Annotated in this window: 20 protein-coding genes; 12 read left to right on the top strand and 8 right to left on the bottom strand. The window is 71.6% G+C overall.

Annotated elements, in window-relative coordinates:
• The first annotated feature begins 58 nt into the window (after positions 1-58).
• Positions 59-643, top strand: a complete 585-nt coding sequence (locus AB0I04_RS04845; RefSeq protein WP_360879080.1) for an HD domain-containing protein — start codon at positions 59-61, stop codon at positions 641-643.
• Positions 644-711: 68 nt separating this feature from the next.
• Entirely contained in the window at positions 712-1194 is a 483-nt protein-coding gene (locus AB0I04_RS04850; protein WP_360879083.1) for an SRPBCC family protein, read from the top strand.
• On the opposite strand, the gene AB0I04_RS04855 is transcribed toward AB0I04_RS04850, so the two are convergent.
• The gene (locus AB0I04_RS04855) at positions 1172-1471 is read right to left on the bottom strand and encodes a hypothetical protein (protein WP_360879086.1); all 300 of its coding nucleotides are present in this window, start codon (positions 1469-1471) and stop codon (positions 1172-1174) included. The genes AB0I04_RS04850 and AB0I04_RS04855 overlap by 23 nt on opposite strands.
• Before the next feature lie 491 nt (positions 1472-1962).
• Positions 1963-2772 (bottom strand): alpha/beta fold hydrolase, encoded by an 810-nt coding sequence (locus AB0I04_RS04860; protein WP_360879089.1) that lies wholly within the window; start codon positions 2770-2772, stop codon positions 1963-1965.
• 108 nt (positions 2773-2880) lie between these two features.
• On the opposite strand from AB0I04_RS04860, the gene AB0I04_RS04865 reads away from it, so the two are divergent.
• The gene (locus AB0I04_RS04865) at positions 2881-4209 is read left to right on the top strand and encodes a PLP-dependent aminotransferase family protein (protein WP_360879092.1); all 1329 of its coding nucleotides are present in this window, start codon (positions 2881-2883) and stop codon (positions 4207-4209) included.
• Between the two features lie 72 nt (positions 4210-4281).
• Here AB0I04_RS04865 and AB0I04_RS04870 read toward each other — a convergent pair whose 3' ends face one another.
• Positions 4282-4827: a hypothetical protein gene (locus AB0I04_RS04870; protein WP_360879095.1), complete on the bottom strand. Its 546-nt coding sequence runs from the start codon at positions 4825-4827 to the stop codon at positions 4282-4284.
• 133 nt (positions 4828-4960) lie between these two features.
• Between AB0I04_RS04870 and AB0I04_RS04875 the strand changes: the two genes are divergently transcribed.
• The 3 genes from AB0I04_RS04875 to AB0I04_RS04885 all read left to right on the top strand — a co-directional run bounded on the left by AB0I04_RS04875 (position 4961) and on the right by AB0I04_RS04885 (position 8302).
• Complete coding sequence (locus AB0I04_RS04875; protein ID WP_360879098.1) at positions 4961-6151, top strand: histidine kinase; 1191 nt, start codon at positions 4961-4963, stop codon at positions 6149-6151.
• A gap of 145 nt (positions 6152-6296) precedes the next feature.
• On the top strand, positions 6297-6935 hold the full coding sequence (locus AB0I04_RS04880) for a response regulator transcription factor (protein WP_360879101.1): 639 nt from the start codon (positions 6297-6299) through the stop codon (positions 6933-6935).
• 167 nt (positions 6936-7102) lie between these two features.
• A complete protein-coding gene (locus tag AB0I04_RS04885; RefSeq protein WP_360879104.1) occupies positions 7103-8302 on the top strand; it encodes an alpha/beta hydrolase in 1200 nt (399 codons plus the stop codon).
• A gap of 4 nt (positions 8303-8306) precedes the next feature.
• On the opposite strand, the gene AB0I04_RS04890 is transcribed toward AB0I04_RS04885, so the two are convergent.
• The 5 genes from AB0I04_RS04890 to AB0I04_RS04910 all read right to left on the bottom strand — a co-directional run bounded on the left by AB0I04_RS04890 (position 8307) and on the right by AB0I04_RS04910 (position 12234).
• Complete coding sequence (locus AB0I04_RS04890) at positions 8307-9536, bottom strand: EAL domain-containing protein (protein WP_360879107.1); 1230 nt, start codon at positions 9534-9536, stop codon at positions 8307-8309.
• Positions 9537-9821: 285 nt separating this feature from the next.
• Positions 9822-10217 carry an ABC transporter permease gene (locus AB0I04_RS04895; protein ID WP_360879110.1) on the bottom strand — a complete coding sequence of 132 codons (396 nt, stop codon included), beginning with the start codon at positions 10215-10217 and terminating at the stop codon, positions 9822-9824.
• A gap of 221 nt (positions 10218-10438) precedes the next feature.
• A complete protein-coding gene (locus AB0I04_RS04900; RefSeq protein ID WP_360879113.1) occupies positions 10439-11506 on the bottom strand; it encodes a DUF2330 domain-containing protein in 1068 nt (355 codons plus the stop codon).
• Between the two features lie 322 nt (positions 11507-11828).
• Complete coding sequence (locus tag AB0I04_RS04905) at positions 11829-12068, bottom strand: hypothetical protein (RefSeq protein ID WP_360879116.1); 240 nt, start codon at positions 12066-12068, stop codon at positions 11829-11831.
• A gap of 1 nt (position 12069) precedes the next feature.
• Positions 12070-12234 carry a hypothetical protein gene (locus AB0I04_RS04910; protein ID WP_360879119.1) on the bottom strand — a complete coding sequence of 55 codons (165 nt, stop codon included), beginning with the start codon at positions 12232-12234 and terminating at the stop codon, positions 12070-12072.
• Positions 12235-12349: 115 nt separating this feature from the next.
• Here AB0I04_RS04910 and AB0I04_RS04915 point away from each other — a divergent pair, with 115 nt between their 5' ends.
• From AB0I04_RS04915 to AB0I04_RS04940, 6 genes are all read left to right on the top strand, one after another.
• Complete coding sequence (locus tag AB0I04_RS04915) at positions 12350-13948, top strand: ABC-F family ATP-binding cassette domain-containing protein (RefSeq protein WP_360879122.1); 1599 nt, start codon at positions 12350-12352, stop codon at positions 13946-13948.
• A 126-nt stretch (positions 13949-14074) separates the two neighbouring features.
• Positions 14075-14287: a helix-turn-helix domain-containing protein gene (locus AB0I04_RS04920; protein ID WP_141961196.1), complete on the top strand. Its 213-nt coding sequence runs from the start codon at positions 14075-14077 to the stop codon at positions 14285-14287.
• A gap of 119 nt (positions 14288-14406) precedes the next feature.
• Positions 14407-15168 carry an enoyl-CoA hydratase/isomerase family protein gene (locus AB0I04_RS04925; protein ID WP_360879125.1) on the top strand — a complete coding sequence of 254 codons (762 nt, stop codon included), beginning with the start codon at positions 14407-14409 and terminating at the stop codon, positions 15166-15168.
• A 102-nt stretch (positions 15169-15270) separates the two neighbouring features.
• On the top strand, positions 15271-16329 hold the full coding sequence (gene bioB, locus AB0I04_RS04930; protein WP_360879128.1) for a biotin synthase BioB: 1059 nt from the start codon (positions 15271-15273) through the stop codon (positions 16327-16329).
• 144 nt (positions 16330-16473) lie between these two features.
• Positions 16474-17268, top strand: a complete 795-nt coding sequence (locus tag AB0I04_RS04935; protein WP_360879968.1) for an aldo/keto reductase — start codon at positions 16474-16476, stop codon at positions 17266-17268.
• A gap of 373 nt (positions 17269-17641) precedes the next feature.
• Positions 17642-19549 (top strand): ABC transporter ATP-binding protein, encoded by a 1908-nt coding sequence (locus AB0I04_RS04940; RefSeq protein ID WP_360879971.1) that lies wholly within the window; start codon positions 17642-17644, stop codon positions 19547-19549.
• Positions 19550-19572 lie beyond the last annotated feature (23 nt).

Raw genomic sequence — 19572 nt, forward strand, 5'->3', positions numbered from 1 at the left:
TCACGGGCGATCGAGACGACCTCGTGACGATGCGCGGTGACTCGGAGGAAAGGGCACGGTGGAGATCTTCACCAACTGGCGCACGTGGGAGCAGGCCCGCCCCGCCCTGGCCTCGCGGCCGGTCGATCTGGCGACCCTCGATCGGGCCTCCGACGCCGCGCTGCGCTGGCACGGCGAGCAGACGCGGCCCACCGGCGCCCCCTATGCCGAGCATCTCCTCGAAGCGCTGGAGGTGCTGGTCCGCGGCGTCGGCGTCACCGAGACCGACATGCTCGTGGCGGCCCTGCTGCACGACGCGGTGGAGGACACCCCGGCGACGCTCGCCGACGTCGAGGCGGAGTTCGGCCCGGTCGTCGGGGAGCTGGTGGACTGGGTGACCAAGCCGCCGGTGCAGGGCAAGGCCGCCAAGCGGGCTGCGAAGGTGTCCTACCTGCGGCGGCTGCGCGACGCGCCTCGCGAGGCGATCCTGGTCAAGCTCGCCGACCGGGTCAGCAACGTCCAGACCCTGGACCGGTTGCCGCCCGACTTCCAGCGCCGCTACCACGCCGAGACGGTCACCTACATCGTGCCGCTCGCCGCGGGCGAGCCCTGGTTCGCCGCCTGGTTCGCCGACTGGCAGGAGCGCTTCGCCCACCTGCGCTGATCGTGTCCGGCCGTACGAGATGGCAGGATCGCTGACCGCGCCCGCGGCCGTACGGGATGATCGCGGGCATGGAACGCCAGTGGACGGTCGAGGAGAGCGTCGTCATCGACGCGCAGCCGGAGCGGGTGTACGAGGCGGTGGCCGACCCGCGCCGCATGGGCGAGTGGAGCCCGGAGGTCTTCGCGGTCTGGGTGCGCGGCCGCCGCGTGGTCTCCGGTCTGACGTTCGTCGGGTTCAACCGCATGGGCCCGCGTGTGTGGTTCACGAACTGCCGGGTCACCGAGGCGGTGCCCGGCAGGGCCTTCGCGTTCCGGGTGGCGAGCTTCGGGATCCCGGTGGCCGTGTGGGGCTACCGGGTCGACCCGGCCGAAGACGGGTCGACCCGGTTGACGGAGCACTGGGAGGACCTGCGGCGGGACAACCGCGGAGCGGGGTTCGTCTCCCTCCTCGGCAGGGTCTTCACCGGCGTCCCCGCGGAGGGGCGCGCCGACGTCAACCGGCAGGGGATGCGTACCACTCTCGCCCGCATCAAGACGGCGCTGGAGCGCTGACCGACCGGTCCACCGGGAACGCCGCGAAGCTCTGGGCGACGGGCATCAGCTCGATGACGTTGATGTTGACATGGGCCGGGAGTGACGCCGCCCAGGACACGGCCTCGGCGATGTCGTCGGGGCCGAGCGGCTGCATTCCGGCGTAGACGGCATCGGCCTTCTCCCGGTCCCCGCCGAACCGCACGGTGGAGAACTCGGTGTCTCCGCACATGCCGGGTTCGACGCAGGTGACGCGGACGCCCGTCCTGTGCAGGTCGCTCCGCAGGTTCAGGCTCACTTCTCTTTTTTTAGTCACTCTTGGCGATCACATGGTATCGTCCTGTCATCAGCACGCCCCGTGCCCAGGCGACGCGGGGCACCCTCCTCGGTCCTATAGCTGTGCAGGCTGGACCGATAGCGTCCGGAGGGACGTGCCACGCGGGTCGGCGGCTCTGCCTGCCGACACCAGGGCACGAAGACGATTGGTGCATACCTGGCATCCAGCCGGGACGATTCCTGAGGATGCCTCAGGATCGCTTAGCCAATCAGAGACGCCGAACTGATGGACGAACCGCGGGCAGGGTGGCGATCGTATGCTCGACCGCCACCCAGTCCCGGACGTCCAGTTCGAGCGGGTGGACGGCGCCGGGATGGTCGGCCGCCAGTTCGGCGAGCAGGTGCGCTCTGCGTGCCGACCTGAAGACGCGTGCGTGGCGGCGAGACGGCGGGTGAGCGCGGCGCCGAATCCGGTGCTGGCGCCGGTGACGAATGCGGTCAGAGCCATGGTGCTCAACGCTTCCCGGGGATCACGTCGAGGAACTTGGCCAGGGCCTCGTTGAACTCGGCCGGCCGTTCGAGGTTGGGCATGTGCGCGGTGCCCTCGATCACCACGAGCGTGGATCCCGGGATGACCTCGTGCATGAGCCGGGCGTCGGCGATCGGGGTGAACTCGTCGTCGCTGCCGACGACGATGAGCGTGGGGACGCGGACGCGCGCCAGCGACGCGACGTAGTCGGGGCGCTCGGCGCGGCCGCGCTGCGCGGCGGCGGCGCCCTCCGGAGGCGCTCCTCGCATCATGCCGAGGACGTGTTCGGCCACCGCCGGGAACCGCTGGATGTTGGCCGGCGCCACCATCTTGGGCAGGACCTCATCCGCGTAGCCGCCCATGCCCTCCCGGGCCAATCGGTCGGCCATGGCGTTGCGGGCCCGCCCGCTCTCCTCGCTCTCCGCCTGAGGAGTCGTGTCGGCGAGCAGCAGGCCGCGCAGCCGCTCCGGGAACAGGCGGTGGAACTCCATGACGATCTGGCCGCCCATCGACAGGCCGCCGAGCACGATCTCCGCGACGCCGAGGTGGTCGAGAAGGCCGGCGATGTCCTCGGCGAACGCCTGGAACGGTGTTGTCCCCGGGACGACGGTGCTCCGGCCGTAGCCGCGCAGGTCCGGCACGATCACCCGCCGCCCGTCGATGCGCTCAACCTGGGGCGCCCACATCGAGCGGTCGAAGGGGTGACCGTGGACGAGCACCAGCGGCGGAGAGACGCCGTCGGAGCGGTGGTCATCGTATTCGATCGCTATCTGGCCATTGCGGAAAACGCCCATGTCCTGTGTCTCCTTCATGGGTCATGCTTGACGGCTCGATGCTAATGAGGGCAATATCTCGGTGCAATACTTAAATTGCTCTCGGTGCAATGTTGGCGTGGAGGCGGGATGGACGACTACCGGCGGATCGCGGACGCGCTGGCGGCGCAGATCGCCGACGGGCGCCTCCGGCCGGGGGACCGGCTGCCGCCTCAGCGGCAGTTCGCCCGCAGGCATCGCATCGCCGGTTCCACCGCGGCACGGGTGTACGGCGAGCTGATCCGCCGCGGCCTCGCCGTCGGTGAGGTGGGGCGCGGCACCTTCGTCCGCGCCGCCGCACCCGCCGGCGAGCCCGCCCTCGCCGAGCCAGCCCGCGCGCGGGTCGACCTGGAGCTGAACTTCTCCCTCCCGCCCGAGCAGCCCGCGCTCCTCGCGGACAGCCTCAGCGGCATGCTGCGCCCCGACGTGCTGGCCGGGGCGCTGACGCCCATCGGGGCTGCGGGCACGCCGGCCGCCCGGGAGGCCGCCGCTGCGATGCTCGCCCGTCCCGGCTGGACTCTCGACCCCGGGCGCGTGCTCCTAGCCGGCAACGGACGGCAGGCGATCGCCGCGGCGCTGGCGGCCCTGGTGCCCGCCGGTGACCGGGTCGGCGTCGAGGAGCTGACCTACCCCCTGGTCAAGGGCATCGCCGCCCGCCTCGGCATCACGCTGGTGCCCCTCGCCATGGACGAGTCCGGCGTGCTCCCGGAGGCCATCCGATCGGCCGGGCCGCTGCGTGCGGTCTATCTCCAGCCCACGCTGCACAACCCGCTCGGGGTCACCATGCCCGAACACCGGCGCGCCGAGGTCGCCGACGCGCTGTGCGACCTCGGCGTCTACGCCGTCGAGGACGCCATCTACGCCTTCCTCCGCGACGATCCTCCGCCCCTGGCCGCGCTGGCGCCGGAGCGCGTCATCGTCGTCGACAGCCTGTCCAAACGGGTGGCCCCGGGCCTGACCGTCGGCTTCGCCGTGCCGCCGGAGGCGATCGGCGACCGCGTCGCCTCGGCGCTGCGCTCCGGCGGCTGGACGGCGTCGCGCTTCGCCGTCGAGGCAGCGACGCGATGGCTGACCGACGGCACCGCCACGACGCTCCAGGGGATCAAACGCCGCGACGCGATGGCACGCCAGCGGCTCGTCCGCGAACACCTGGCCGAATTCGCCGTCGAGGCCGATCCACAGGCCTTCCACTGCTGGTGGCGGCTGCCGGATCCCTGGCGGGCCGACACGTTCGTCGCGGCCGCCGCCCGACGTGGCATCGCCGTCACCCCGGGCGCGGCGTTCACCGTCGTCGTGTCCCGCGCGCCCAACGCCGTCCGTCTCGCCCTGTCGGCGCCACCGATCGACACCCTGGCCGCCGCTCTCGAGACCCTGGCCGCACTGGCCCGGAACGCCCCCGAGGACGCCGAGGTGGAGTGAGCCGCGCCCGGTGGATCTTCGCCCGGCCGGTGCGGCGCCCAGAGCACGCCTCGCGGCGTTGTCGTCCGGGCGTCAGGGGGAGGTCTTCTTCGGTTTGGCGGGCCAGATCGTGTAGGTGATCGGCCAGAGGGCCCAGATGCCGAGGATGACCGTGAGGCGGTCCAGCCAGCCACGCAGCGCGGCCGTGCGGTCCGCGTCGCCGACCAGGGCGATCGCCGCGAGGAGGAGCGCACAGGAGATCGCCCAGGCGATGACGGCCTTGCCGAACTCTCTCCACTCGTGCCGGGCGCGTGCCCGGCCGTAGCGGGGCGGTTTGCTCGGAGGCGGCCCGCCCGCGAACCGGTGCGCGAACCGCTCGTCGGCCCAGCGGATCATCCCGTGGCCGAAGGCGACCGAGAAGCCGAGGTACGCGGCGGCGAGGCCGTGGGAGAAGCCGGCCGTCGCGCCCCGGCGCAGGTCGACGACCGTGGCGATCAGCAGGGTCAGGTCGGCGAGCGGCACGCAGATCAGCAGCGCCGCGCCGAGCCTGCGCCGACGGGCGAGGTAACGGGTCGCCAGCCCGGCGAACAGGAACAGCCAGAAGCCGACCTCGCAGCCGGCGATGATCAGGAAGAGCACGGTCCCATCGTCGGCCGGGAGACCTCGCCGGACGCTCGTCGCGGGTGATGAATCGGGGGTCCTCCTTTCGATGTACGCGTCGATCGGCCTCTGGCCGGTGCGAACGCGGTCGGGGGGATGGTGTGATCGACCCATGCGATGGACGACGCGGCAGGACGCGTTGCTGGCCACCGCCGCGCTCGCCGGAGGCGTGGTGATGCTGGCCGCCCACTCCTACATCCACTGGCCCGGGCGGCCCGACCCCGGCCCGCTGTGGCGGGCGATCCCGCTGCTCGGCGTGTGCGCGGCGATGCTCTTCCGCCGTATCGCGCCGATGGCCACGCTCGCCATCGCCACGCTCGCCGTCGTCGCGGATGCCGTCTTGGGGACGAGCTTCCCGACTGTCGCGATCTTCACCGACGCGCTCTACGCGGCGGCGCTGTACGGACCGGCGGCCGCTCCTCGCCGGCTGCTGACCGCGACCGGAGCGGTCACCCTCGCGCTCACCGGCGTCATCAGCGTGCTCGACGCCAGCAGTCCCGGCACGATCGTCACCAACCTGGCGAGCATCGCGCTGGTGCTCGTGGTGCCGGTGCTCACCGCGATCGTCGTCCGCGAGCACCGCGACCGGGCGGAGGCGGAACGCGTGCGCGCGGAGCAGGCCGCCCAGCTGGCGGAGGCGGAACGCGTGCGCGCCGAGCAGGTCGCCCGCCTGGCCGAGCTGGACCGCCGGGAGGCGGTGGCCGACGAGCGCGCGCGGATGGCACGGGAGCTGCACGACGTCATCGCCAACCACCTCAGCGCGGCCGCCCTGCACTCGTCTGCGCTGCTCTCGGTGCCGGACATGGACGCCGCGGCCGTACGGAGAGCGCTGGAGGTGATCAGGGAGAACAGCGTGCAGGGGCTCGCGGAGATGCGCCGCATGATCGGGCTGCTGCGCGGGAGCGAGGGCGCCGGCCCTGCTGCGCGTCCGCGCCTCGACGACGTCGCCGCCCTCGTCGAGCGCACCCGGCGGGACGGCCTCACCACCCGCCTCACCACGGACGGCGAGCCCGCGGAGCTGCCGGCCGCCGTCGAGCTGGCCGCGTACCGGATCGTTCAGGAGTCGCTGACCAACGTCGTCAAGCACGCCGGCGACGGCGAGGCGGCGGTCGCCATCACACATGGCGGGGACGCCGTCACCATCGTCGTCGACAGCCCGCTCGGCGGGAGGACCGGGATTCTGGGGACCGGCACCGGTCTCATCGGGATGCGCGAACGGGCGTCGCTGCTCGGCGGCTCATTCGCCGTCGGCCGAGACGGCGGCCGATGGCGGGTCCACGCCCGGCTTCCGGTGAGCGGATGAATGGATCCACGCCTGGCATCCGGTGGGCGGATGGACAGGCCCACGCCCGGCTTCGGGTCGGCGGATGAACGGGTCCACGCCCGGCTTCCGCTGGACGGATGAACGGTCCACGCCCGGCCGCCGGTCGGCGAATGAAGGAGAGAGAATGACCATACGGGTGCTGGTCGCCGACGACCAGGCGGCCGTACGGGCCGGGCTCGTGCTGATCCTGGGCTCCGCGCGCGGCATCGAGGTCGCCGGTGAGGCCGCCGACGGCCGGGAGGCGGTCGCCATGGCCCGGGAGCTCCGTCCGGACGTCGTGGTCATGGACGTCCGGATGCCGCGCCTCGACGGCATCGCGGCCACACGGGAGCTGGCCGGCGTCGCCGACGTCCTCGTGCTGACCACCTTCGACCTCGACGAGTACGTCTTCGGCGCGCTGCGCGCCGGCGCCGCCGGCTTCCTGCTGAAGGACATCGACGCGAATCGTCTCATCGAGGCCGTACGGCTGGTCGCCGCCGGGGACGGCTTCATCGCGCCGGCGGTCACCCGCCGGCTGATCTCCGCCTTCGCCGCCACCCGCCCGCCCGCCGCCACCGGACCGGTGGCCGCGCTCACTCCTCGGGAACGCGACGTGCTCGCCTGCCTGGGGGAGGGGCTGTCCAACCAGGAGATCGCGGCCCGGCTCGCCATGGCGGAGACGACGACCAAGACCCACGTCAGCCGCATCCTCGCCAAGCTGGGGCTGCGCAGCCGTGTCCAGGCGGCGATCTACGCCCAGGAGATCGGCCTGACCTCCGCCTGAATCCTGATCGCGAAGACCCCTCCGGGCGTCGCCTGCCCGGCCCCCAGAGCCCGGCCCGAACCTCCGTCGCCGGCCCGAACCCCCAGAACCCGGCGTGTGGCTGTGGTCACGTTGTCGTCGTGCGCTCCGTGGTGGATCGTGAAATCGACCCTCGCCTCGGAGGCACGATGCCGTACGTTCTCCTCGCCTCGGGCGTCCTCGCGCTGCTCACCACGGTCAACGCGCTGTGGCCGCGCCGGGGGCGCCTCCTGCTGATCCCCGGTTTCTTCGTCGCGTGGCTCACGATCGAGCTCGCGCCCTGGGTCCTCGTGATCGAGGCGGTGGTCACGGCGCTCCTCGCCGGTGCGGGTGGTCTCGCGGGCCCGGCCGGCTGGGTGGGGCTCGCCGCGACCGTCCTCGGCTGGGCCGGATTGGCGGTGGTCATGGCGCGGGCGCGGCGGACGACGGTGACCGTCCGGGAGTGGAGCGCCGAACTGGAGCTCGATCCGGGAGAGCGGGCGCCGGCGTTTCCCCGGTCCCACGTCGTCTTCCCCTTCCTCATGACCCGCCGTTCCGGGGTGACGCGGACCCGGGACATCGCGTACGGGGACGAGCCGGACATGCGGCTCGACGTCTACCGGCCGTCGGAGCCGGGGGAGCGCCGCCCGGGGATCATGGAGGTGCACGGCGGGGCCTGGATGATCGGCAGCAAGCGGGAGCAGGGCATCCCGCTGTTGAACCACCTCGCCGCCAACGGCTGGGTGGGCGTCAACGTCGACTACCGGCTCAGCCCGCGCGTGAAGTTCCCCGACCACCTCATCGACCTCAAACGGGCGATCCGGTGGTACCGCGAGCACGCGACGGAGTACGGGGCCGACCCGGACTTCCTGTGCGTCACCGGTGGGTCGGCGGGCGGCCACCTCGCCGCCCTCCTCGCGCTCACGCCCGGTGTCCCGGAGTACCAGCCGGGGTTCGAGGACGTCGACACGACCGTGCGGGCGGCCGTGACCTTCTACGGCGTCTACGACATCGCCACCCTGCTGGACGGCGGCTCGAGGACGTTCGCGTCCGCCATGGAACACCACGTCATGGGCGTACGGCGGGCGGAGCACCCCATGGCGTACGAGAAGGCCTCACCGGCGCACTGGATCAACGCGGACGCGCCGCCCTTCCTCGTCGTCCACGGGAGCCTCGACACGCTGGTGCCGGTGACGCAGGCGCGCTCCTTCGCGGAGCGGCTCAGGGAGGTGTCGGCGGCCCCGGTGCTGTACGCCGAGATGAAGGGCGCCCAGCACGCCTTCGACATCTTCCCGTCGTACCGCACGGCCCGCGTCATCGAGGGCGTCGAGCGTTTCCTCACCTCGGTGCGGCGGGCCGAGCACGTCTGAAACGTCAGTGATCGAGCGCGGACAGGCTGCGGATCAGGTCGCCGACCCGCGCGATGCCCAGGCAGCGCCCGACCTCGTCGATCACCACGAGGTCTTCGTAGACGCGCTCGGCGTCGTTGCCCGCCGCGCGGAGGGCCGCGATCGCCGGCACCGTCCGGGGGACCGGCCGAGGCGCGTCGGCGAGCCGGGCGGCCGGCTTGTGGGCGTGCAGGGCGTGACCGTACGCTCCGGCGAGCCGGAGCAGGAACCGGGTGCGGTCGACCATGTGCCGGGGGCGCTGGGCCTGGTCGACGAGGACGACGCTGCTGGTGGCCGGGTCCGCGTTGAACACCGAGAGGACCTCTTCGGCGGTGGCCGTGTCGGGCATGATCGTCGCCGGCATCATGAACTCCGTGACGCGCGGACCGAGCCGGTCGCGTTCGACGTCGCGCGATCCGACCGGGACGTTCACCGGCACCCCGGGCAGCCACTGCGGAGACGCCAGCAGCGGTCCCTGCGCGAGCCGCACCCCGCGTCCCCGCAGGTGGGTGAGCTGATCGTCGGATATCACGCCGGGGGCGAGCACATGACCGCCGATGCGGCGGCCGAGTGCGACCAGAGCCTCGGCGATCGCGGAGCGCCGGGGGTCCGCGGTGGCCCGCCGGGTCACCTCGGGCGTGAGCATCAGGATCGTCGGGGCGATGTCGGCGACGAACCGCGTCGGCAGGTCTCCCGCCTCCACGGCGAGCAGGTACCCGCCCGAGCGGATCCCGCTCAGCCGGGCGGCGGCCTCGTCGAGCGACACCGCGGCGAGGTCGCCCGTCACCCCCAGGATGACGCCGCCTGGTCGGCGGCCCAGGCTCGCCAGCGTCCGGTGCAGCCGCTCCATCGGCCGGTCGTAGGCGAGCGTGCCCATCCGCAGAACGAGCAGGACGGGGAGCAACGTCTCCCGGCGGGACAGGGAACGGGCGGCGAGGACCGCGCAGTCGACGTCGAGATCCGGATCGAGGACCGGGGGACCGGGTACGGAGGGCGCCACGGCGACGACGGTTCCGGCGTCGAGGTCGACGATGGGGTGGAAGGTGACGTGTGCCGTAGGCGGGACGTCCGAACGCCCCGCGTGCGCTGAAGGCGGGTCGTCCGAACGCCTCGCGAACGCGGACTCCGCGCGCGCTGCGTGCGTCGAAGGCGGGACGTCGGGACGCCCCGCGAACGCGGACTCCGGGCCGCCGGGGGCGGCGGCGAAAGCGGTCACGAACCCATTCTGCGACCTCTTCCGCGCCGTTGGACGCCTCTGACCTCACTATTCATCGGGAATTTCACAGTTTGCCGCTGTTCTGATATCGGGCGGGGCCATGTTGTGGTACGCGGTCTTCCGTAACCTCCCGGACGCAGGAGCGGGCTCCACGCGGGGGTTTCCGCACGGGGGCCGACGCGGGGGTGCGACGCTCGACGGGCCGCGGCGAGAGGCTCGTCGGCCGACCGGGGTCCTGGCCGTGTCACCGCGGGTCACCACGACCGGCCATGCGGGCCGTGCCGGTCAGTACGTGCGGTTGAGCATCACGATCGACAGGAAGTAGGTCACGCCCGCGACGGCGGCGAGGCCGGCGAGAAGGCCGATCTCCGCGCCCCGCAGCGCCTGCACCAGCATCGCCGCGACGATCACCCCGACGAGCACGTCACCGGTCATCGCGGCGGCGCGCAGATGGATCCCCGAGCGCCTGCCGACTCCGAACGTCTCGTGCGTGGTGAGGACCGACTCGCCCCGGCGGTAGGCCAGCAGCGCCCCGTAGCCGAGGAGCACCGCGAACCCCACCAGGCCCGTCGACATGTGCCCCCGGGACGCCTCGGTGGCTCCGATCGCCACACCGGCGGCGACGGCGAGCGCCGGTGCGATCCACCGGCCCACGCGCCGGCGTTCGGGAGCGATCCACATGCCCGACATCCTCCCACCGGGTCGCCGTTCCCAAACCGACGGTGATGAAAATGGCGATCACCGGTCAGGGTGCGGCAAATCGAGTCCCACCCGACCAACCCACCCCGACCGACCTGCTGTGCTCTCGCCGACCAACCCACCCCGACCGACCTGCTGTGCTCTCCCCGACCAACCCACCCCGACCGACCTCCCGGGCTCTCCCCGGGCGAGCCGCCCCTTGGTCACGACGGTTCTGGGACGACTCCCCGCCGTGCGCGCCTGGAACGCCGGGCCACCACCACGACCACCACCACGGCCACGAGCGCCACCACGGGTGTCCCGAGCAGCCACAGGAAGGCCGGCACGCCCAGGAACGTCACCAGGCCGTCCTCCACGTAGTCCACCTGCTGGTACGGCGTGTCGCCGGCATTGGCGAACGTCAGGTCGTCGGTGAAGTCGGACGGTGGGATCCCCTGGCGCACCATTTCGGTCAGGAACGCCCCGCCGCCCAGCAGGCCGCGCAGGCCGGGGGAGGAGACCTGCGCGGGGCTCACCCGGCCCGCGTACGTGGTGAACAGCCCGAGGCCGCGGACGGTGACCCGATGGGGCGCGAGGACGTACAGGTGCACGGCCTGGGGCGTGCTCGCCAGCCGCGACAACCGGATCGGGTAGACCGGCGCGGCGGTCGTGAACCTGATGCGCAGCGGATCGAGCTCACCGGTGAGCGGGCCGCTCTCGGGGGCGAGCCTGATCGCCGTGTAGGTCCACCTCCGCGCCACGTACGGTTCGAGCGCCTGGGCGAGCCGGCCCTTCAGACGGTAGCCATGGCTCGTCAGCCAGGACGCGAGCGCGTGCGAGTCGCGGGCCGACAGCGTCGTGACCTCGAAGGGGCCGAGCCGCTGCTGCCTGAGCACCCCCACGCCGGCGCCCGCCCTCGGTGCCGGGGCGCCCGCCGTCCGGGCCGGGCCAAGGTCCGGGAACCAGTGCCGGCGCTTCACGACACGGGGTTCGGTGAGGCGGTCGAGCTGCTCGAACCAGCCGCGTTCGCCGAGCGTCACGGTGGCGCGGGCCGGGGTCGGCATCAGCCACGCGGCGTCGCGGGCGCTGGACCGCACCGACAGGCGCATGACGATCTCCTCCGCGGAGCCGTCGTAGCGGACGATGGAGGTCTCCTCGGCGACGTTGACTCCGGAGTCCGTCGAGGTGATGAGCGCCCCGCAGCCGCAGGCCCAGGACGGTCGGACGACGCCCAATGTGGCCGCGGCGACCACGAGGGGGATCAGGAGCCGGGCGAGCGATCTTCCACGCATGCCGGCTCAGACGCGGGCGACGTCAGAACGGTTGCGGGCCGTGGATCACGATCCGGACTCGGCGCGGTCCGCCGGTCAGGGGGATGGGGGGGTCAGTAGGGGAGCACGCGGCCGGAGGGGGTGCGCAGGTCGAGCTCGGCGGCTGGGGTCGGACGCGGGCGTTTGACCTTGACCTGCTGGATGCGGCGCATCGGACGATCTCTCCTCGGAGGTCAGGGGATGGAAACGGTCGATATCCACTCTCGCCGCGGGAACGGTGCGCGACTACGGGAGGACTCCCCGTATGGGTACGCGTTCCCGGGTGGCCGGGCGGGGATATGCGTCACTCCCGGCCCAGCCGCCGCAGGAGTACCGCATGCCGTTCCTCCAGCCGCCCGAGGAGCGCCTCCTGCTCATCGGCGTTCTCGATCATCGCGGCATTCTCGGCGGGATCGGTCACGCCCTCTTCCCGGTCGCCGATCCGCCGGCGCATCTCCTCCAGCTCCGGGCGGATGGACGCGATGTCGTCCTCCACCACCCGGAGCTCCTCCTCCAGGTCCTCCCTCGACTGATCGTCGGCCATGTCACGGCCTCCCCTCCTGGTCGTGCGGTCCGCCGGGCGCGGCGGGCCGGTCGCCGTACACGTTTCCCCCTGATCGCGGTCGCCACACGTGGAAGATCACCGAGTTCGCCCCGCCGGAGGCGGCGATGCCGAGATCCCCGGTGTTGTCCCTTACACTGAGGACCATGCTTGCGAGCTGATCAGGCGCTCCAAGGGCGCGGCCGGGCCGGACGAGGCCCCGGGCGGCGCCCTTTTCGTCGTCCCCGCCTTCTCCCAGCCCGCCCCCCAGGAGCGTTCTCACTGTGATCACCGCCCGTGACATCGAACTCCGCGCCGGCTCCCGTCTGCTGCTCGAGGGAGCCACGTTCCGCGTCAACCCCGGCGACCGGGTCGGCCTGGTCGGCCGCAACGGGGCCGGCAAGACCACCCTCACCAAGGTGCTCGCCGGAGAGGGCCTGCCCGCCGCCGGCGAGGTGACGCGGTCCGGCACCGTGGGTTATCTCCCGCAGGATCCCCGCACCGGCGATCTGGAGGTCCTCGCCCGCGACCGGATCCTGTCCGCGCGCGGACTGGACGAGGTCATCAGGGAGATGCGCCAGGCCGAGGAGAAGATGGCGACGGCCGAGGGCGCCGAGCGCGACAAGGCCGTCCGCCGGTACGGCCGGCTGGAGGACCGGCTGCACGTCCTCGGCGGCTATGCCGCCGACGCGGAGGCCGCCTCCATCGCCTCGAGCCTGAACCTGCCGGACCGGGTGCTCGGCCAGCCGCTGCGGACCCTCTCCGGCGGTCAGCGCCGCCGGGTCGAGCTGGCCCGCATCCTGTTCTCCGGGGCCGACACCCTCCTGCTCGACGAGCCGACCAACCACCTCGACGCCGACTCGATCTCCTGGCTGCGCGACTTCCTGAAGTCGCACCAGGGCGGACTGATCATGATCAGTCACGACGTCGGCCTGCTCGACGCGGTCGTGAACAAGGTGTTCCACCTCGACGCGAACCGCAACGTCATCGACCTCTACAACGTCCGCTGGAAGACCTACCTGACCCAGCGGGAGACCGACGAGCGGCGCCGCAAGCGCGAGCGTGCCAACGCCGAGCGCCAGGCGAGCACCCTGCAGGCCCAGGCCGACAAGATGCGGGCCAAGGCGACGAAGGCGAAGGCCGCACAGCAGATGGAGCGCCGTGCCCAGCGCCTCCTGTCGGGGGTCGAGGACGAGCGTCAGGCCGACAAGGTGGCCAAGATTCGGTTCCCCGCGCCGGCTCCGTGCGGCAAAACGCCGCTCATGGCACGAGCTTTGTCCAAATCGTACGGTTCGTTGGAAGTCTTCGCCGATGTCGACCTAGCGGTTGATCGGGGCAGTCGAGTGGTCGTCCTGGGCCTCAACGGCGCGGGCAAGACGACCCTACTGCGCATGCTCGCAGGCGTCGAAAAGCCCGATACGGGCGAGCTTATCGACGGGCACGGCCTGCGCCTGGGCTACTACGCCCAGGAGCACGAGACGCTCGACGTCGACCGTACCGTGCTGGAGAACATGCGGTCCGCCGCCCCCGACCTTCCGGAGACGGAGGCGCGTAAGATCCTGGGCTCCTTCCTGTTCACCGGGGACGACGTCGACAAGCCCGCAGGCGTGCTCTCCGGGGGCGAGAAGACCCGCCTGGCGCTGGCCACTCTCGTCGTTTCCAGCGCCAATGTGCTGCTGCTCGACGAGCCCACGAACAACCTCGATCCGGCGAGCCGCGAGGAGATCCTGGCGGCCCTCCGCACCTACGCCGGGGCCATCGTTCTGGTGACCCACGATGAGGGTGCGGTGCAGGCGCTGCAACCGGAAAGAGTGATCTTGCTTCCGGATGGTGTAGAGGACATCTGGAGTGACGAATTTTCCGATCTCGTGGCACTTGCCTGACCTGCAGCGCAGCCTTGACCCAAGGAAGCAGATCTTTTCTGGCGTAGTGGGTAGCCGATCGCGCGCGAATGTCTGATCATGGCTGGGGATAACGCAGCGGTCACCGCATCACTACGGGAGGTACTCGTGGCCGAGACCCTAAAGAAGGGCACCCGCGTGACCGGTGCCGAGCGAGATAAGTTGGCGGAGCAGTTGAAGAAGCGTTACGACTCCGGCGAGAGCATCCGTGCCCTGGCTGCAGCAACCGGACGGTCGTACGGCTTCATCCACCGCATCCTCACCGAGTCCGGCGTGAATCTGCGCGGACGCGGTGGGGCTACCCGCGGTAAGAAGTCCTAACGGACTAGCTCCCCCCAACTCTCGGCGCCGGACCGCATGAGAGGCCACCGTGCCCGACCCGCTAGGGTCGGGCGCGGTGGCGGGCCCTCCGCCACGACGCACATGCCGGAAGGGGCGTCATGGCGGATTCACCGCTCACCACCGCCGAGCTCGAACGAGCCGGTCTGCGCCTCGACGTCGACGACGCCGTGGCGACGATCACTCTGGCCCGGCCCGAGCGGCGCAACGCCCTGACCTTCAGCACGTGGCGGACGCTCGCCCGGATCGGCGAGACGTTGCCCGACGGTGTGCGCGTCGTCGTCGTACGCGGCGACGGACCGTCGTTCTCGGCAGGGATCGACCTGCGCCTGTTCAGCCCGGAGGGCGTTCCCGGAGAGGACACCGCCGGCCCTCGCGACGAGGAGTTCATCGCCGGCCTGCAGGCCGGGTACCTCTGGCTGCGCCGCCCCGACATCGTCTCCATCGCCGCCGTCCACGGGCACGCCATCGGTGGCGGCTTCCAGCTCGCGCTCGCGTGTGACCTGCGCGTGGTCGCCGACGACGTGAAGTTCGCCATGAAGGAGCCCGCGCTCGGCATCGTCCCGGACCTCACCGGCACCAAGCCGCTCGTCGACATCGTCGGCGTGCCCCGGGCCCTGGAGATCTGCCTGACGACCCGCACGATCTTCGCCGACGAGGCCGCCCGCCTCGGCCTGGCCGAGCTGGTCGTGCCCGCCGCCGAGCTCGACTCCGCGGTCGCCGACCTCGTCGCGGCGATCCTCCAGGTCAAGCCGGAGACGGCGGCCGCGACCAAGCGTCTCCTGCGGCAGGCCCCGCACAACACACTCGAGGAGCAGGCGGCGGCCGAGCGCCGCGAGCAGGTGGTCCTGCTCGGCTCCTGAGAGGCGCGGCGACGTCAAGTAGACCGCGTCTACAAGCCACGGTCCGCCCTGTTGTGCCGGTGGCCGTTCCGCGCCTCGAGCGCGACACGGCAGACTCGCCCCATGGACGATCTCGTGGATCCGATCGTGGCCAAGGCGATGCGCCGGGAGGCGCCGACCCGGGATGAGGCCCGTGCGGTGCTCGGCGTCTCCGACGCGGGCACGCTCGAACTCGTCGCGGCGGTCGGGCGCGTACGGCGGGAGTTCTTCGGCGACCGGGTGAAGCTGAACTACCTGGTCAACATGAAGAGCGGCCTGTGCCCGGAAGACTGCTTCTACTGCTCCCAGCGCAAGGGGTCCGACGCCGACATCCTCAAGTACTCCTGGCAGGACACCGAGGAGATGGTCCGCGCGGCCGACAAGGCCGTCGCGCGCGGCGCCCGCCGGGTGTGCCTGGTGGCCAGCGGCCGGGGGCCCGCCCAGCGGGACATCGACCGGGTCGGCGAGGCCGTCCGGGAGATCGCCTCCCGCGACGTCGAGGTCTGCGTGTGCCTCGGCCTGCTCAAGCCGGGCCAGGCCGAGCAGCTGCGCGAGGCCGGGGCGTTCGCCTACAACCACAACCTCAACACCAGCGCCGAGCGCTACGGCGACATCTGCACGACCCACGGCTTCCAGGACCGGGTCGACACGGTCAACGAGGCGGCGGCGGCCGGGCTGTCCCCCTGCTCCGGAGCGATCTTCGGCATGGGAGAGAGCGACGAGGACGTCATCGACGTCGCCTTCGCGCTGCGCGAGCTGAACCCGGACTCGGTGCCGGTGAACTTCCTCATCCCGTTCGAGGGCACGCCGCTGGCCCGCACCTGGGAGCTGACGCCGCTGCGCTGTCTGCGCATCCTCGCGCTTTTCCGGCTCGTCTTCCCGGACGTCGAGGTGCGGCTCGCCGGCGGGCGGGAGATCCACCTGCGGAGCCTGCAACCGCTCGCGCTGCACGTGGTCAACTCGATCTTCCTGGGCGACTACCTCACCAGCGAGGGGCAGGCCGGCGACGACGATCTGCGGATGATCGCCGACGCGGGGTTCGTCGTCGAGGGCGCCGAAGAGGGGAAGGGCCCGGAGGCCCGGCACGACCTCGTCGCCGTCCGCGACCGCGGAATGGGGACCGACAAAGAGGGCAATACGTGATGGTCCGCCCCCTCGGCGGCTGAACCGGCCCCGGCCGGAGGCGCGTTCCGGTCGGGGCCCTACCGTGGGGGCGAGAACACGACAACGGAAGGACTCTTCTTCGTGACCACCGTCCCGATCGTGACCCTGAACACCGGTGCCGCGATGCCGCAGCTGGGGTTCGGCGTCTGGCAGGTTCCCGACGAGGAGGCAGTCTCGGCGGTCCGCACCGCCATCCAGGCGGGCTACCGCAGCATCGACACCGCCGCGGCGTACGCGAACGAGGCGGGCGTCGGCAAGGCGATCGCCCTGCCCGAGGTGCCCCGCGACGAACTGTTCGTGACCACGAAGCTGTGGAACGCCGACCAGGGGTACGACCGCGCGCTGCGGGCCTTCGACCTGAGCCTGGACAAGCTCGGCCTCGACTACATCGACCTCTACCTGATCCACTGGCCGCTCCCGGCCAAGGACGCCTACGTCGAGACCTGGAAGGCCCTCGAGAAGGTGTACAACGAGGGCCGCGCCAAGGCGATCGGCGTCTCGAACTTCCAGATCCCGCACCTGCGGCGGCTCTTCGAGGAGACGGACGTCGTGCCCGCCGTCAACCAGATCGAGCTGCATCCGTACCTCCAGCAGGAGGAACTGCGAGCGTTCCACGCCGAGCACGACATCGCGACGGAGGCCTGGAGCCCCCTCGCCAAGGGCGGCACGCTGCTCAAGGACGACACCGTCACCCGGCTGGCGGCCGAGCACGGCCGGACCCCCGCGCAGATCGTCCTGCGCTGGCACGTCCAGATCGGCAACGTGGTGATCCCCAAGTCGGTCACACCGTCCCGCATCCGCGAGAACATCGAGGTCTTCGACTTCGAGCTGAGCGACGACGACCTGGCCGCGATCGCGCGCCTGAACCGCGGCGAGCGCACCGGGCCGAACCCCGACACCTTCAGCCTCGGCGCGTGACCGGCTCCGGCGACCCCGTCCTGGACATGTTCGGTCTCGGCGCGTGACCCGCTTCGGCGGCCCGACGGAGGCGCGTTCGACGAACGCCGTCGGCAGGAAGTAGCCGCGCGGCTCGGAGCGGTCGCCGCGCATCCGGTGGGCGACGTGGCGCCGGCCGCCGCGAACGGACTTCTGCTCCAGCGACGCCGTAGGTCCTCCGTCTGAGGCGTTCTCCGGCGCATGGCCGATGGCGCGGCCCTCGCGAATGGCGCAGTCTGTTCGTGAGGGCCGCGATCGGCGTTCCGCAGGGTGGGAATCAACCGCCGGTCCGGTACGTTGTCGCGGACGCTTACATGATTACGTCGCTGAACCCAACGGGAGGGTCGCCGTGGGCATGCCGGACAACGGCTGGATGATGATGGCGTCGTTCCGCCGCGACAAATCCGTCGTCAAGGAGCGGTTGAAGGCAGGGACGGTCCGGCGCATCGCCGGCTACGCCCGCCCCTACATCCGCGAGCTCATCCTGTTCCTGGCCCTGAACGCCGTCGCCGCGGTGATCGTCGTGGCCAATCCGCTGCTGCTCAAGTCGATCATCGACAAGGGCATCGTGCCGCACAAGAGCGGCGTCGTCCTCGGCCTCGCCATCGCCGTCGGCGGCCTGGCCCTGGTCGAGGCGCTGATCGGGCTGGCCCAGCGCTGGTACTCCGCGCGCATCGGCGAGGGTCTCATCTACGACCTGCGCACCGAGGTCTTCGACCACGTCCAGCGCATGCCGGTCGCCTTCTTCATGCGGGCGCAGACGGGGTCGCTGGTCAGCCGGCTCAACAGCGACGTCATCGGCGCCCAGCGCGCCCTCACCACGACCCTGTCGTCGGTCGTCTCCAACGTGATCAGCCTGCTGCTCGTGCTCGGCACGATGTTCCTGCTGTCCTGGCAGGTCACGTTGATCGCGCTGGTGCTGACGCCGATCTTCATTTTCCCCGCCAAGTGGGTGGGGCGGCGGCTGCAGAAGATCAGCCGGGAGCAGATGCAGCTGGACGCGGAGATGAGCTCGCTGATGACCGAGCGGTTCAACGTCGCCGGCGCGATGCTCGCCAAGCTGTACGGCCGCCCGGAGGAGGAGTCGGCGGGGTTCGCCGACCGCGCGCAGCGGGTGCGCGACATCGGCATCACCTCCGCGATGTACGGACGGGTCTTCTTCACGGCACTTACGCTGGTGGCCTCGCTCGCCACCGCCATGGTGTACGGCGTGGGCGGCACGCTCGTCGTGAACGGCGGGTTCCAGCTCGGCACGCTGGTCGCCCTGGCCACGCTCCTCACCCGGATGTACGGCCCGCTGACCGCGCTGTCGAACGTCCACGTCGACGTGATGACCGCCCTGGTCAGCTTCGACCGCGTCTTCGAGGTGCTCGACCTCAAGCCCATGATCGATGAGAAGCCGGACGCGGACCCGCTCGCCGCGAACGACGACCCCGACGATGGTGGCGACGCCGCCCCGGCGATCGAGTTCGACGACGTGGTCTTCAGCTACCCCGCGGCCTCCGAGGTCTCCCTCGCCTCGCTGGAGTCGATCGCCCGGGCCGACACCGCGCCGGCTCGCGAGGTGCTGCACGGGGTGACCTTCCGCGTCGAACCCGGAACGATGACCGCCCTGGTGGGGCCCTCAGGGGCCGGGAAGACCACGATCACCCAGCTCGTGTCCCGGCTGTACGACGTCTCGGACGGCGCCGTACGGATCGGCGGCCAGGACCTACGGGACGTGACCCTGGAGTCGCTGCGCGGCACCGTCGGCGTGGTCACCCAGGACGCGCACCTGTTCCACGACACGATCCGCGCGAACCTCGAGTACGCCCGGCCCGGCGCCACCGACGAGCAGCTGGCCGAGGCCCTCCAGGCCGCGCAGATCTGGGACCTCGTCGCGAGCATGCCCGACGGCCTCGACACCGTCGTGGGGGATCGGGGCTACCGGCTCTCCGGCGGCGAGAAGCAGCGCCTTGCCCTCGCCCGGCTGCTGCTGAAGGCTCCGTCCGTCGTGGTGCTCGACGAGGCGACGGCCCACCTGGACTCCGAGTCCGAGGCGGCCGTGCAGCGGGCCCTGAGCACGGCGCTCGCGGGCCGTACGTCGATCGTCATCGCGCACCGCCTGTCGACCATCCGCGAGGCCGACCAGATCCTCGTGATCGACGACGGCCGCGTCGCCGAGCGGGGCCGGCACGACGAGCTGCTCGACGAGGGCGGCCTGTACAGCGAGCTGTACGACACGCAGTTCGCCCGGCAGAGCCTCCCCGACACGGTGCACTGACCGGCCGTACGCCCGGGCCGGCG

The sequence above is a fragment of the Actinoallomurus sp. NPDC050550 genome, assembly GCF_040655075.1.
Taxonomy (GTDB): domain Bacteria; phylum Actinomycetota; class Actinomycetes; order Streptosporangiales; family Streptosporangiaceae; genus Actinoallomurus.

Excerpts from the sequence above, each read along its gene's own strand:
- bioB (WP_360879128.1), top strand. The coding sequence starts at position 15,271 with ATGGACGATCTCGTGGATCCGATCGTGGCCAAGGCGATGCGCCGGGAG.
- AB0I04_RS04905 (WP_360879116.1), bottom strand. The coding sequence starts at position 12,068 with ATGGCCGACGATCAGTCGAGGGAGGACCTGGAGGAGGAGCTCCGGGTG.
- AB0I04_RS04925 (WP_360879125.1), top strand. The coding sequence starts at position 14,407 with ATGGCGGATTCACCGCTCACCACCGCCGAGCTCGAACGAGCCGGTCTG.
- AB0I04_RS04875 (WP_360879098.1), top strand. The coding sequence starts at position 4,961 with ATGCGATGGACGACGCGGCAGGACGCGTTGCTGGCCACCGCCGCGCTC.
- AB0I04_RS04895 (WP_360879110.1), bottom strand. The coding sequence starts at position 10,217 with ATGTGGATCGCTCCCGAACGCCGGCGCGTGGGCCGGTGGATCGCACCG.
- AB0I04_RS04880 (WP_360879101.1), top strand. The coding sequence starts at position 6,297 with ATGACCATACGGGTGCTGGTCGCCGACGACCAGGCGGCCGTACGGGCC.
- AB0I04_RS04885 (WP_360879104.1), top strand. The coding sequence starts at position 7,103 with ATGCCGTACGTTCTCCTCGCCTCGGGCGTCCTCGCGCTGCTCACCACG.
- AB0I04_RS04865 (WP_360879092.1), top strand. The coding sequence starts at position 2,881 with ATGGACGACTACCGGCGGATCGCGGACGCGCTGGCGGCGCAGATCGCC.
- AB0I04_RS04900 (WP_360879113.1), bottom strand. The coding sequence starts at position 11,506 with ATGCGTGGAAGATCGCTCGCCCGGCTCCTGATCCCCCTCGTGGTCGCC.
- AB0I04_RS04850 (WP_360879083.1), top strand. The coding sequence starts at position 712 with ATGGAACGCCAGTGGACGGTCGAGGAGAGCGTCGTCATCGACGCGCAG.
- AB0I04_RS04935 (WP_360879968.1), top strand. The coding sequence starts at position 16,474 with ATGCCGCAGCTGGGGTTCGGCGTCTGGCAGGTTCCCGACGAGGAGGCA.
- AB0I04_RS04860 (WP_360879089.1), bottom strand. The coding sequence starts at position 2,772 with ATGGGCGTTTTCCGCAATGGCCAGATAGCGATCGAATACGATGACCAC.
- AB0I04_RS04910 (WP_360879119.1), bottom strand. The coding sequence starts at position 12,234 with ATGGTCCTCAGTGTAAGGGACAACACCGGGGATCTCGGCATCGCCGCC.
- AB0I04_RS04940 (WP_360879971.1), top strand. The coding sequence starts at position 17,642 with ATGCCGGACAACGGCTGGATGATGATGGCGTCGTTCCGCCGCGACAAA.